Genomic DNA, 12,686 nt, shown 5'->3' with positions numbered 1-12,686 from the left:
TGATATGCTCCCTTTATGGTGGACAGTTAAAATAATAAAACTGTCATCATGAAGGGAGTATTTTTATGTCTAAAAAATCTAGAATATCTTTTGAGATAAAAATTAAATATGTACAAAATTATCTTGCTGGTAAGATAAGCATATCTAATGTATGTAAAGAGTTGAATATTACAAGATGGGCTTTCTATTTATGGATCACTAAATACGATTCAAGCGGGGCCGAAGGTCTTTGTCAAACTTCTCAAAATACAAAATATCCTAAGGAAATTAAGAATTTTGCAGTCGAAGACTATCTTTTAGGAAGAGGAACTTTATTAGATATATGTAAAAAGTACAATATTTCTTCAGATTCAGTACTTCGTAGGTGGATTAAAATGTATAATAATAGTCATAAACAATGTAAAACTCTTAATGTTAAGGAGAATAAATTTATGACTAAAGGTAGAAAAACAACTTACGATGAAAGAATTGAAATAGTAGCATTTTGTATTGAAAATAATGATAATTACCAACTAACTTCAGATAAATATAAAGTATCATATCAACAAGTTTACTCTTGGGTTAGAAAATATAAAACCGATGGACAAGATTCTCTTATAGATAGTAGAGGTAAATCTAAAACATTTAATGAAATGAGTGATTCACAAAGACTTATGGCTCAAATAAAATTATTAGAGGCACAAAATAAACGCTTAGAAATGGAAAATGACTTCTTAAAAAAATTGGAGGAAATAGAAAGGAGGCGATAGTAACTAAATTTAAAAGGGAAAACATATATATTGCAATAAAGGAATTAAATTTACAAGGTTATCCTATTAAAGTGTTGTGTGATTTTGCAGGCATAGCAAGATCTTCATATTATAAATGGTTAAATAAAGTGGAAACTAAAAAAGACAAAGAAAATTCAATTATCATAAAAGAATTAACAAAGATATATGATGATGTAAATGGTATTTATGGTTATAGACGTATGACTATGAATATTAATAGAAATTTAAATAAGCAATATAATCATAAAAGAATCTATCGATTAATGAAATCTATAAATTTACAATCAGTAATTCGCAAGAAAAAGAAAAGATATATTAAAAGTACACCTCAAATTACTGCCGAGAATGTGCTAAATAGAGATTTTAGCGCAGCTACGCTGAATGAGAAATGGTTAACTGATGTAACTGAATTCAAGTTAACTAATGGGACGAAGGCCTATTTAAGTGCAATAATAGATTTATATGATAATAGTATAGTTTCCTATGTTTTGGGACACTCAAATAACAATAAACTTGTATTTGATACATTTGACTTAGCCATAGAAAGAAATCCAAGTGCAAGTCCATTACTTCATAGTGATAGAGGATATCAATATACAAGCAAAGCATTTAAGTTAAAGTTAGATAAAGTATCAGCAACTCAAAGTATGTCTCGTGTTGGTAGATGTATAGATAACGGACCAATAGAAGGATTTTGGGGGATTATTAAGTCTGAGATGTATTATTTAAGAAAATTTGATAACTTTGATGAGTTAAAACTAGCAATAGATAATTATATAGAATTTTATAATAATAAAAGATTACAGAAAAAACTAAAAGGCCTAAGCCCGATTGAATATCGGGCTCAGACCTTAGTTGCTTAATTTTTATTATTTGTACTGTCTACTTGACAGGGAGCAGTTCATCCCAATATGTCTAGCTGTTTTTATTTATCACTTATCACACAATTGTCTAACATAGCCTTTTAATAAAAAATATATACTTTTAATATATTGTGACTAATTTATAATAAATAATATTATTTAAGATAGTTGAAATTATGATATAAGAATACTAGATCGTATTAAATGTAATTATAAATGTATATTATATTAATGAATCTATATTAAATAGATAGCTTAATAAGTAGGAATACAAGAACTAATAAGAAGAGATGTTGGTAGAAATACGAACATCTCTTTTTTAGTGCAAAAAATTAAAAGGAGGAAGTTAATATGATTAAATTATGGAAGAAAGAAGATTTAAACTTATTATCAGAATATCCCAAGGAAGTAGTTGAAAATGTTGATAACAGTATTAATATTCTAGATGAAAGCTATGGATACAACAGAAAACTAACAGATGATGGTGGATATGTGTGTATAATTGAGGATATTAAAGAAGTAGAAAATTTAAAATCAAATATATTAAAGGGATTAGTGGAAGAGTTTAGTGATGTACTACATCAAGATGAAACTAATACATATAGCTCAACTTTATACATACTATCTAGTGATTATAGTATTACTGTAATAACTAAAAATGAAGAAACTGAGTACTTACTTAAATAAGCATATACATTGATATAATGTGTATGTTTATTTTTAATTCAAAAATAAAGGAGAAATGCATAATAAATAAGAAGAAAACACTTGACAAGAGAGTTGATATAGTTTCACTTAAATTAGTAAAAGAAAGTAGTGTTTTATATGAAACTAGAAAAATAAGTAATCCTTATGATGCTTATAAATTAGCAAAGAACTTTTTAGTAGATAGTGATAGAGAGAAGTTTGTAGTGGTATGTTTAGATACAAAGAATCAGCCAGTAAGCATAGAAGTTGTAAGTATAGGCACCATAAATTCAGCTATGGTACATCCAAGAGAAGTATTTAAAGTAGCTATATTAACTAATGCATTTAAAATAATATGCTTTCACAATCACCAATCAGGTAATACTGATTTTAGTAGGGAAGATGAAGTTATAACTAAAAGACTATAAAAGTGTGGAGAAATACTAGGCAGTGAATTAGTAGATTATATAGCTATTGGAGATGATGACAAATACTTTAGTTTCGAAGAAAACTGTAAGATATAAGAGTCTTAGCTTAAATAAATTAGGCTAAGACTTTTATATTGAGGATTATATAAGAAATAAAATAAGAAATTTTTTAAGGGATAATATCAAAGAAACTTTCTGTAAAAGTAGTTATTATTAATAAATAATAATATAAGGAGGTGGAGTGTAAATATGAAAAAAAGTGACTTTAAAGGTATCTATGCAGAAATGTCTGAAATCCTAGGTGAAGAAATAGTAAAAATAATACATAAACATTACAAGGGACAACAGGTTAATTTCCCTATGAAATTATACTCAAATGAGTATGTAGAAAATTATATAATAGAAAATTACTCTGAAAAAACTGTAAGAGAGATATCTAGAACATTAGGTTACTCTGATAAGTGGGTGCAGAAATTAATAAAAAAGATTAATTCAAAGTAATAAAAATAAAGAAATTAATAAAATTGACTGAATTGGAGAGGATAAATATGAAAGAAATAATTTTAAACTCAGCACTAACAATATCTCTTATAATAGGAGCTATAGCAGGATTTAAAATATTTAAGTGGCTAAGAAGTCATTTTGTATTTATAGGAACACCATTAGGTTTTATTACAGCTTTTGTGGCATGTTCAATGTTTCCAGCTATGTTAGTATATGGAGTTTTAGGAGGAACAATAAATGAAGTAGATAAGACCGTATCTAATATTACAAAACCAAAATATGAAAAATATATAGATGATGCAGAACAAGCAGAAACTACTGAAGAAAAAATAAAATATTTAAAGAAGTCATTAGATGAAGAATATAATACGAAAGCATTACAAGAAATTACATATATTATAACTACAAAAATTCAATTTAATGAAGAATATGAAGTATATTACAATATGGTAAAAGATAGCTTTAAGTCAAAAGATCTTAATATACTACATATAGAGATGTATAAAAGATTTGCAGATAATGAACTTTATAACAAAAATTATGATAAAGCTATAGAATACTTGAAAAAAGCAGAAAAATTAGGTATGAATATAGGAGATTCACATGTATTTTGGGAGATAAAAGAAATAAAAGATAATGAGAGAAAATACAATAGTGAACCGAATAAGGATTTAGAAAATAAAAGAGAGGAATACTTAAATAAGTTTAGTGAAATAAATAATGAAGTAAGTGAATTTAATTATAGCGGAACAGATACACAAATTAAAGATACCTATTCTTTAGTATTAAAGAAATGGGATAATGCATTAAATGAAATTTATAATGATTTGAAAAATATATTATCTAGTACAGATATGGAATTGCTTAGAATAGCTCAGAAAGATTGGGTAATAAGACGAGATAAAAGAGCAGAAGAAGATTCTAAAATGTATGGAAGTAATTCTACAGAAGAAATAGAGTACACTAAGTCACTAGCTGATTCCACTAAAGAAAGGTACTATGAATTAATTGAAAATTATTTAAATTAATTACATAGAAATATATTAAGTTTATATATTCAAATATATTTAATTACGATAAATAATTTTAATATATAGATTAGAAATTTAATAATTTTAAATAGTTATTTTAAGGATATTGTAATCGAAGCAATATCCTTTTTTAATAAAAAAATATATATAAAGGAGATGATGACAATAACACCAATAGATTTATTTGTATTAGGAGTTGGCTGTGGGATAGCATTATATTTTAAAGCAAAAGATAAATCAAATAAATAATTTAGGAGGAGATAAAAATGGGATGGTTTCTAGCAGGATTTACAGCAGGAGTAGCAATAGCAGTAATAATTGAATCAGACTTAGTTTATGCTTAATAATAGAAGAAATGGAGGAAATGCTAGTGGAATCAAAAAAGAAAATACCAGCGAAGAGAGTAAACGTTGTATCTCTTAAAGTAGTTAAAGAAAGTAGTGTTCTATATGAAACTAGAAATATAACTAATCCTTATGATGCATTCAGATTAGTAAAAAGTTTTTTAGAAAATAGTGATAGAGAAAAGTTTGTAGTAGCTTGTTTAGATACAAAGAATCAACCTATAAATATACAAGTAGTTAGTATAGGTAGTTTAAACTCCGCAATAGTTCATCCAAGAGAAGTATTTAAAGTAGCTATGTTAAGTAATGCATCAAGCATAATATGTTTTCATAATCATCCGTCAGGTAATATAGATCCAAGTGTAGAGGATGAAAATATAACAAGAAGGTTAAAAGAATGCGGTGAGATATTAGGTATAGGATTAATTGACCATATAATACTAGGTGATAGAGATAGATACTTTAGTTTTAAAGAAAATAACAAGATATAAGAAGTCTTAGCTTAAAAATAGAAGGTAAGACTTGTTATATGTTCCAATTTAATTAACTGGGGCTAAAGGGTGAAAAAAATAGTTCCCTAAAAGCCCTAGAAATTTAACTAAGTATAAGTTAGGAGTATAAATATGATTAATATAGAAAATAAATTCATGACTATAGGCGTAAAAGAAAATATAAGTCTAGATATACAGTTATTCATGTGGAATGAAATAGAAGAAAGAATTAATGCAGGAAACCAAGTAGATTACATACAAGTATTTAATATAAGTGTTATTGATGAAGTAAGAGGGATAGTTAAAATAGAACATATTCAGGAAGTACCCGAATATAAAAAGACATTAATAATAAAAAGTAAAGGTGTGAAAAGTAATCTAAAAGTATTTGTAACATTTGAATCTGAATATGCAACGATGATGTTAGCCTCTGAATACTGATTTAAAGGAGTTAATGATATGAGTTATGAGTTAAAAGAAGAAGTATCTTTTGATATGGATAAAGAATTGTGGTTAGGAAATTTGAGATTTGACTTTTACGATAATAAAGAAACACTTTGTAACAAATTCTTCCCATCAGATTTAATATATGAATTAGATAAACAGGAGGTAATATCTTTAAAGAAGATACAAGAAGAAGTTAACCTAATACAGTTTGATATGATAAAAAATTATAATAACCTTGTCTCATTATGTGGTGGACAAGGTTATTCTTTTGAGAAGGTTTTATATACAGAGATGGAAGAAGCTAATTATGCTATTAAGTTAGTGCCTACAATAGATAGTTACAATTATATATACATATATAGAAATGGAGATAAATGATGGCTAAGAAAGAAGAATTATTTGAAAAGGAAACTAAGTACTGTAAGATAATAAAAAGTGTAACTGTTGTTGATGGAGAGGAAACTTTTGCTTTGGAGAAAATATATATAAAAGCTTTAGATAGATATGAAATAAGATTATGTTTATATAAAGATTGTAGAGATAGGCTTAGAAAATTGATTCCACGAAGTACTGATATCGACGAGAGTTTATTTAGAGATTTAATATTATTAGGTATTAAGTCGGGTATATTAGGGAAAGAATTTTTAGATGGAATAAAATGATTATACAACATGTATAGTAAATAAGCTAAATATAGTCTAAAAAAGTAGGGCAAGCAGGGCTTCTTAAATTTTAAATATAATAACTAATTATAAGTAGTTAGGAATAATTAATTACAACTAGTTATAATTAGTTCAACTATAGAAGCCCTGAAAGCCCTAATAAATAGAATAAGAAATATAAATTACATTTTTTTTATGCTATTCAATTTTTTATATAGCACATTTATATTTTTTTCAGAATTAATGAATATCTGTACACAACCATATCCAGCTAAGTAACTAAATTTATTAGGAAAGTAATCAGATAGTAGCTCACATAAGAAATTTTCATGACCCGAGTCCATTTTAATAAATATAAAAAATAAGTCATTTTTTTTAGTAGTGGAATCTATATTTAGTCCATATATTCTAGGTTTATATATATGAGCATTCGATTTTAAAAGTATATCTTTCAATAAAGATTCTCTGACATTAGCAGAAAAATCCTCATAATAACCAAGCTTGTTTTTATGTATATTATATTTGTTTAAGTAATAAGAAATACGAGATTGAGAGAGAGGTATTTTTTTATTTTCTAAAAATTTAATAATATCATTGTGACTTCTAAAATGTTCTTTTTTTAAATTTTTTTTTATTAAATTAATTATTTTTTCAGTATTTATATTCTCTTCATTTGCTATATTATCCATAATTAAAACTCCTTAAATATTTTTTTTAAAAAAATTATATAAAATCCATCCTACCAGCTGAAGTTGGACTATAAATAATATATTATCACTAATTTACGAATAAAATAAGTATTTTATTTGGTTTATACAAATAAAATGAGATAATGTTAAAGTTGAACCTATTGAAATTACTAGATTTTGAGTGTATTATTTATTTGTGCCTAGGCGAAGGAATTAAATAATATTTAAAGTAGAAAGGTAAACTTACTAATTATGATGAAAGAGAACTTTGAAAACTATATAGAGTGTGGATTTACATTAGTAGCATGTGCACCAAAAGGTAAGAAGCCTATAGAATCCGGATGGCAAAACAGTAAATCGACAACAATGGAAGATTATTACAGATGGATTCAAAAAAACCCTAATATAAATATAGGAATGCTAACAGGTAAATCATCTGGTGTAATTGGTATTGATGCTGATGGTGAGGAAGGAAGGAAGCACTTAGAAAAGATATCTAAAGGAGATTTACCAGACACAGCTAAATTTACTACACCTGGTGGTGGTATAAGGCTTCTTTATAAATATCCTAATCATATAGAACTTAAAACAAAAGTTGACAGATTAGAAGGTGAACATTCCGAGGTATGTTTTATGTCTGATGGAAAGCAGACATTACTACCACCATCAATACACCCTAATGGAGGTAGATATGAATGGATAAATGCCCCATGGGATATTGAAATTGCAGAAATGCCAAAATGGATGATTGATTATATGACAGTAAAAAATAAGAAAAATTCATATATCGAAAGTAATAAAGCTATCAGTACAAGTAAAGATACAACAATAAGTGATAGATACATATTAAATAAATTAGCGAATTCATGTACTTCATTTAGGAACTTATGTATACATCAGAAAAAAGAAGGCTTATGTGAAGAAACATGGTTTAAAGTTTCTTCAATGTTTTGCAATTGTGGATTAAGTTCAACTGCATTAAGGTTTTCTGCAATGTCAAGTAAACATAATGAAAGAAGTATAAGAAGAATAGAAGAATTAAAAGATAAATCATATGGAAATATTAGTTGTATAGATATGGGATGTGATGCAAGTGATATAATGACATGCTTTGGAACTTTAGTAAAAGATGATAAAGATCAAATAACTAATTCTCCAGCTATGATGATTAATAATTATAAACTTTTATCACCACCAACAAAAGAAATATATAAAGATATAACTAAGAAGTTTACAAAAATAAAAGATTATACTCCAGATAAAAATGGAAGGATATATAGATATACCAAAGATGGTCCAAGGATAATTTCTAATTTTATAATAAATCCTAAGTCTGAGATAATTAAAACGGATGGATGTGATTCAGAAAGTAAGTTAATTCTTGAAGGAATATTAGAAGGTGGAGTAAAACTTCCAGAGGTAGAAATATCAATGGAGGAATTTATAAAAATGGATTGGATAACTCAAAGGTGGGGAATAAGACCAACTATTAGTCCAGGTAGGAATATGAAAGATTATTTAAAGGATTGTGTTCAACAAATATCAAAGGATATAGATATTAATACTATATATTCTCATACTGGATGGACAGTACAAGATAATAAGTACATATATTTACACAGTAAAGGAGGCATAGGATCAGATAATATAAATACTGATATACCATTAGAATTAAGTGGTTATAGTTTTCCTAAAGAAGTAAGAGATAAAAAAGAAGCTATAGATTTATCATTAGAAACATTAAACTTAGCAAAGCATGATATAACAATACCTCTTTTATCTATGACATACTTAGCACCATTAGTTGGTTTAATAGCAGAAGGGAATAGAACTCCTAACTTTGTATTATGGGTATATGGATTAACAGGAAGTAGAAAAACATCAGCATCATTAGCTTTTTTAAATCATTTTGGAAATTTTAGTTCAAATATACCTCCTGCTAGTTTCAAAGATACAGCAAATGCTATTGAACTAAAAGCACATACGCTTAAAGATTCACTATTATTAATTGATGATTATCATCCAAACATAGATGGGTCTGATGCTAGAAAATTAGCTTCAACAGCAGAACGTATACTAAGAATGTATGGTGATAGAGTGGGTAGATCTAGAATGAGAGCAGATACAACATTGAATAAGACATATAAGCCAAGAGGAATGGCTATTGTAACGGGAGAAGATTTACCAAAAGGTGCATCTAGTACTGCAAGATATATAGGGGTAGAAATAAAAAGAGAGGATATAAATTTAGATATACTAAGTAAATTACAAAAGGAGCATAAAAAACTTGCAGAAGCTATGGCAATATATATAGATTGGATATCTAAAAATGTTGAGCTAGTACAGAGTTTTATTGATGAAAAGTTTGATGAATTAAAAATTAAATACAAAGAAGAAACAACACATGGAAGAATAAATGATGCAGTTATATGGTTAAGTATATCATTTGAACTACTACTAACTTTTTTATATGAATACATGTTCATATGTGATGATGAAATTGAAGAGTTAAGATTATCAAATGAGCAAGTAATCAAAAATATACTGAAAAATCAAGAAGCTTTATATAGGAATCAAGAAGTTGAGCTAATGTTTATAGATGCATTAGAAGAGATGATAAACTTAGGAAAATTATGCTTGTTGCCTGTTAAGAAACAAAAGGATAATAACCAAATAATAAGTAATTATGCAGGTAAGTTTATAGGATATTATGACAAAGAGTTTTTATATTTATATGACTCCACAATGTATGCTGAGGTTGAAACTTTTTTAAAAGGAAAGGGACAATCTATATCGGTATCAGTAAATACTTTATTAAAAATGCTTAGAGATAAGAATTATATAAAGACAGAAGAGGGGCAATTAAAACCTAAAAAATTAGTATATGACTCAATAACTAAAAATAAGGAACGAATTAGACTAGTTCACTTATATAAGAAAAACTTAAATTTAGTAAATTATAAGGAGTAATAGAAATGAGAAAACCAATAGTTTCTATAGGAAGTGAATATCAGACTGATGATTTAGATTTGGAAAATGAAAAAATTATAGTTGATTATGGAGAAATAACGCTAGAAGAAGGAAAATATTATGATGCAGAATTGTATAAGATTGATAGGATATTAGTGAAATCTCAAAATGGCATACAAAATAGTGAACTAATATTTACATTTAAAGTGGTTGAAGATGAATCAGAGCATATATTAGAAGCCACTTATACCTGTAACGGTGATAAGCCCATAGTTAAAAATAAAAAATTAAAGGAATTGTTTCTAGCAACATTAGGGATTATTCCTAATGTAAATGGTATTGATTTAAGAAAAGCACTTTTAGGTAAGACTTGTAAAATTAAAGCAAGAAGCAAATATATAGATGAAAATATTGAAATTTATGATGTTAAGAATGCATCAATATTAAGATAATTTATTAAAGGAGATTGAATATTATGTTTTATTTTGCACCAATAAATACACCAAACAATAATCTTAAGGCAGGGGCTAGTGTAATAGCAGAAATAGTAGGTATAGATTCTATGCATAATCAAATATGGTTTGATAACAAGAATGCACATTTAGTCAATATAACATTTAAATGTCAAACAGGAGAAATTATTGTACAAAAAGAGCAAGTAACATTGAATGAGTTAGGTAATATAGCTAAGCTCTACAAAGCTACTACAGGAAAAGACATAGATCCTAATGTAGGATTTTCAGCTAAAGAAATAATGAATAAATCAGTAAAAGGAACAATAAGTGACTCTATAGGTAAAAATGGAGTTAGATATGTAAGACTTAAAGATTACAAAGCAGTTTAATTATAAAATAAAATAAAAATAAGGAGAATGTTAAAATGTTAAATAATAATTTAGAGATAAATGGATTAATATCAAACTTTGATGAGGATGTTAAAAGAATACCAGAACAAGAATTTATAAAAAGCTTAAATTTAAATAAAAAATCACCTTATTACAAAAAGAGGTTAGAAATAATAAAGTCATTTTATAATGATGAAGTTAGAAGAGACCATTACGAAGAGTTAGGTATGACATTTTATAAAATATCTGCAAGAAAGGATATTAATAAGTACAAAAATAAACACAAGAAAGAAGATATAATTGAAGATATTTTAGCATTACCGATAAAGCCAAGTTCTATATGGATAGATGGAAATGAACTCACATTAGAATTTAGGCCAAAAGAGTACTTTCATTTTAAAAGTTATATAGATTATTTAAAGTTAGTGTTAAGTTTTATAGATTTTATTGAAGAATATAAGGAATTTAAGTTATGTTATGATGGAGATTTTGATGATGATCCAGAATTAATAAGTAAAGGATCAATGATATTATCAGATGTTAAGTTTAGCAAAGATATATTTGATACTAATCGAATAGATGTATACGATGAAGATAAGGTACTAATGATTGAATTAAATAATTAAGTATAGTAAATAAAGTAGTATTTATTGCATAAAAATCAATCACTTATTATTAATTACTAATGATTATATATTGATAATGAGTGATGTAAATAAAGTTAATATATATGACAAATGAGAATTGATTATTTTATAAGAATATAACGATGAAACGAACAAAATTACAGATAGATATTATATATAGGAAGGACATAAGCATGAGGACATATCATAAGGTGGAGATTAAAAGGAAAGATTTATATTCAAAAGATTATAGTAAGATTAAGTATTCTAACATTGAAGGGGGAGAAAGAAAATGTAGTTATGTTAATAAAGGTATAGTAGATGTATTAGTAAGAATGACTGAAATTTTAAACTAGAAAATTTGTAAGATAATAGATTTCTATTATCTTACAGTAAAAAATATTCAGAAATAATGTGTAGTAATCAGATTAGTTTTAATTAAAATTTTAGGATAATGCAAATAAAAATAGGAGTGAATAACAATATGAATAATTACGAGATAGATAATATGATAGAACAGATAGAAGAATATGAAGCTCAAAATAGAATAGAGACTTTAAAAGTAAATCTAGGAACTAGTGATGGAGATGTTATATTCTCTAAAGAAATAAGTAGCTTAAATCCAGAAGGAAAAGTAGAAATTCAGTTAGATAGATGGATAAAAGGATATTATAATAAAATAATTAATCAAATAGAGTATGAAATTGGTTTTCCTATTAGATATATATTAACTGAGAGTACAGTAAAACAATCATATTACAGTAAGGTATGCAGTGTAAAAGATTTAGAAAATGACTTGTTAGTAAATGAAATAATAGATAAATCTATGAAATTACTTAATAAAAATGAGCTATCATCAGAAGATTTCTTGGGAATGAAAGGATATGGAGAAATAATACATTGCACAGATGAAAATGGAAAAAGAGATTCAAAATTAACGAATATAGAAGTTTGTAAGAACAGATATAAAAGTTATTTACAAGAACCTGAAAAGTATATATTAGAAAAAAAGTATAAGGAATTAAATAAAAATGATGAAGAAACAATTATAAAAGAGCTAAATATAGATATCAGTACACCTATGGGTAATAGTAAAAAATTAATAGTAAAAAGTTTTTGTAATCAATATATAGAAGAAAAGTACTTTATGTATAGAGGATATTCATTTCCTACTATTGATGCTTTGGTAATATATGATGATTCAAAAGTAGATAGCTTAGAAGATATTATTCAAAAATTAGATATAAGACCAAAGTATATAGATGATTTAGATGATAGGTGTGTAATGCAGTTTTGTCCAAATGAAAGATTTCATTTTAAAACTTGGGTC

At 26.2% G+C, this 12,686-nt stretch carries 17 protein-coding genes; 16 read left to right on the top strand and 1 reads right to left on the bottom strand.

What is annotated here, in order from left to right:
• Positions 1-65: 65 nt before the first annotated feature.
• The 10 genes from Q5F54_RS05455 to Q5F54_RS05410 all read left to right on the top strand — a co-directional run bounded on the left by Q5F54_RS05455 (position 66) and on the right by Q5F54_RS05410 (position 6,227).
• Positions 66-749, top strand: a complete 684-nt coding sequence (locus tag Q5F54_RS05455) for a helix-turn-helix domain-containing protein (RefSeq protein ID WP_288526429.1) — start codon at positions 66-68, stop codon at positions 747-749.
• The gene (locus Q5F54_RS05450) at positions 722-1,633 is read left to right on the top strand and encodes an IS3 family transposase (protein WP_331562412.1); all 912 of its coding nucleotides are present in this window, start codon (positions 722-724) and stop codon (positions 1,631-1,633) included. Before Q5F54_RS05455 ends, Q5F54_RS05450 begins: the two co-directional genes overlap by 28 nt.
• A gap of 351 nt (positions 1,634-1,984) precedes the next feature.
• Complete coding sequence (locus tag Q5F54_RS05445) at positions 1,985-2,320, top strand: hypothetical protein (RefSeq protein ID WP_281537974.1); 336 nt, start codon at positions 1,985-1,987, stop codon at positions 2,318-2,320.
• 23 nt (positions 2,321-2,343) lie between these two features.
• Complete coding sequence (locus Q5F54_RS05440) at positions 2,344-2,748, top strand: JAB domain-containing protein (RefSeq protein ID WP_330644395.1); 405 nt, start codon at positions 2,344-2,346, stop codon at positions 2,746-2,748.
• 249 nt (positions 2,749-2,997) lie between these two features.
• Positions 2,998-3,249, top strand: a complete 252-nt coding sequence (locus Q5F54_RS05435) for a Mor transcription activator family protein (RefSeq protein ID WP_281537973.1) — start codon at positions 2,998-3,000, stop codon at positions 3,247-3,249.
• Between the two features lie 47 nt (positions 3,250-3,296).
• On the top strand, positions 3,297-4,280 hold the full coding sequence (locus Q5F54_RS05430) for a lysozyme inhibitor LprI family protein (protein WP_288526428.1): 984 nt from the start codon (positions 3,297-3,299) through the stop codon (positions 4,278-4,280).
• A 373-nt stretch (positions 4,281-4,653) separates the two neighbouring features.
• Positions 4,654-5,118 (top strand): JAB domain-containing protein, encoded by a 465-nt coding sequence (locus Q5F54_RS05425; protein ID WP_330644393.1) that lies wholly within the window; start codon positions 4,654-4,656, stop codon positions 5,116-5,118.
• Positions 5,119-5,250: 132 nt separating this feature from the next.
• A complete protein-coding gene (locus Q5F54_RS05420; RefSeq protein WP_288526427.1) occupies positions 5,251-5,559 on the top strand; it encodes a DUF960 family protein in 309 nt (102 codons plus the stop codon).
• Between the two features lie 18 nt (positions 5,560-5,577).
• Positions 5,578-5,943: a hypothetical protein gene (locus tag Q5F54_RS05415; RefSeq protein ID WP_288526425.1), complete on the top strand. Its 366-nt coding sequence runs from the start codon at positions 5,578-5,580 to the stop codon at positions 5,941-5,943.
• Positions 5,943-6,227 carry a hypothetical protein gene (locus tag Q5F54_RS05410; RefSeq protein ID WP_288526423.1) on the top strand — a complete coding sequence of 95 codons (285 nt, stop codon included), beginning with the start codon at positions 5,943-5,945 and terminating at the stop codon, positions 6,225-6,227. Before Q5F54_RS05415 ends, Q5F54_RS05410 begins: the two co-directional genes overlap by 1 nt.
• Positions 6,228-6,409: 182 nt before the next feature.
• Here the strand turns inward: Q5F54_RS05410 and Q5F54_RS05405 are convergent, their stop codons facing one another.
• Positions 6,410-6,916: a hypothetical protein gene (locus Q5F54_RS05405; protein WP_288526422.1), complete on the bottom strand. Its 507-nt coding sequence runs from the start codon at positions 6,914-6,916 to the stop codon at positions 6,410-6,412.
• 252 nt (positions 6,917-7,168) lie between these two features.
• On the opposite strand from Q5F54_RS05405, the gene Q5F54_RS05400 reads away from it, so the two are divergent.
• From Q5F54_RS05400 to Q5F54_RS05375, 6 genes are all read left to right on the top strand, one after another.
• Entirely contained in the window at positions 7,169-9,886 is a 2,718-nt protein-coding gene (locus tag Q5F54_RS05400; protein WP_302334068.1) for a bifunctional DNA primase/polymerase, read from the top strand.
• Between the two features lie 5 nt (positions 9,887-9,891).
• Positions 9,892-10,338, top strand: coding sequence for a hypothetical protein (locus tag Q5F54_RS05395; RefSeq protein ID WP_287936900.1), 447 nt, complete (start codon positions 9,892-9,894; stop codon positions 10,336-10,338).
• Between the two features lie 23 nt (positions 10,339-10,361).
• Positions 10,362-10,730 carry a hypothetical protein gene (locus Q5F54_RS05390; RefSeq protein ID WP_281538191.1) on the top strand — a complete coding sequence of 123 codons (369 nt, stop codon included), beginning with the start codon at positions 10,362-10,364 and terminating at the stop codon, positions 10,728-10,730.
• 35 nt (positions 10,731-10,765) lie between these two features.
• Entirely contained in the window at positions 10,766-11,356 is a 591-nt protein-coding gene (locus tag Q5F54_RS05385) for a hypothetical protein (protein ID WP_288526419.1), read from the top strand.
• Between the two features lie 194 nt (positions 11,357-11,550).
• A complete protein-coding gene (locus tag Q5F54_RS05380; RefSeq protein WP_302334067.1) occupies positions 11,551-11,712 on the top strand; it encodes a hypothetical protein in 162 nt (53 codons plus the stop codon).
• Between the two features lie 128 nt (positions 11,713-11,840).
• Positions 11,841-12,686 (top strand): hypothetical protein (locus Q5F54_RS05375; RefSeq protein WP_302334066.1); only part of this gene is annotated, 846 nt, incomplete at its 3' end.

It is taken from the genome of uncultured Romboutsia sp., from assembly GCF_958366745.1.
Classification (GTDB): Bacteria; Bacillota; Clostridia; order Peptostreptococcales; family Peptostreptococcaceae; genus Romboutsia; species Romboutsia timonensis.
This window is presented reverse-complemented; position numbering and strand designations above follow the sequence as displayed.

Coding starts and splice junctions, on each gene's coding strand:
- Q5F54_RS05455 (WP_288526429.1), top strand. CDS start 66: ATGTCTAAAAAATCTAGAATATCTTTTGAGATAAAAATTAAATATGTA.
- Q5F54_RS05445 (WP_281537974.1), top strand. CDS start 1,985: ATGATTAAATTATGGAAGAAAGAAGATTTAAACTTATTATCAGAATAT.
- Q5F54_RS05440 (WP_330644395.1), top strand. CDS start 2,344: ATGTTTATTTTTAATTCAAAAATAAAGGAGAAATGCATAATAAATAAG.
- Q5F54_RS05435 (WP_281537973.1), top strand. CDS start 2,998: ATGAAAAAAAGTGACTTTAAAGGTATCTATGCAGAAATGTCTGAAATC.
- Q5F54_RS05430 (WP_288526428.1), top strand. CDS start 3,297: ATGAAAGAAATAATTTTAAACTCAGCACTAACAATATCTCTTATAATA.
- Q5F54_RS05420 (WP_288526427.1), top strand. CDS start 5,251: ATGATTAATATAGAAAATAAATTCATGACTATAGGCGTAAAAGAAAAT.
- Q5F54_RS05415 (WP_288526425.1), top strand. CDS start 5,578: ATGAGTTATGAGTTAAAAGAAGAAGTATCTTTTGATATGGATAAAGAA.
- Q5F54_RS05410 (WP_288526423.1), top strand. CDS start 5,943: ATGGCTAAGAAAGAAGAATTATTTGAAAAGGAAACTAAGTACTGTAAG.
- Q5F54_RS05405 (WP_288526422.1), bottom strand. CDS start 6,916: ATGGATAATATAGCAAATGAAGAGAATATAAATACTGAAAAAATAATT.
- Q5F54_RS05400 (WP_302334068.1), top strand. CDS start 7,169: ATGATGAAAGAGAACTTTGAAAACTATATAGAGTGTGGATTTACATTA.
- Q5F54_RS05395 (WP_287936900.1), top strand. CDS start 9,892: ATGAGAAAACCAATAGTTTCTATAGGAAGTGAATATCAGACTGATGAT.
- Q5F54_RS05390 (WP_281538191.1), top strand. CDS start 10,362: ATGTTTTATTTTGCACCAATAAATACACCAAACAATAATCTTAAGGCA.
- Q5F54_RS05385 (WP_288526419.1), top strand. CDS start 10,766: ATGTTAAATAATAATTTAGAGATAAATGGATTAATATCAAACTTTGAT.
- Q5F54_RS05380 (WP_302334067.1), top strand. CDS start 11,551: ATGAGGACATATCATAAGGTGGAGATTAAAAGGAAAGATTTATATTCA.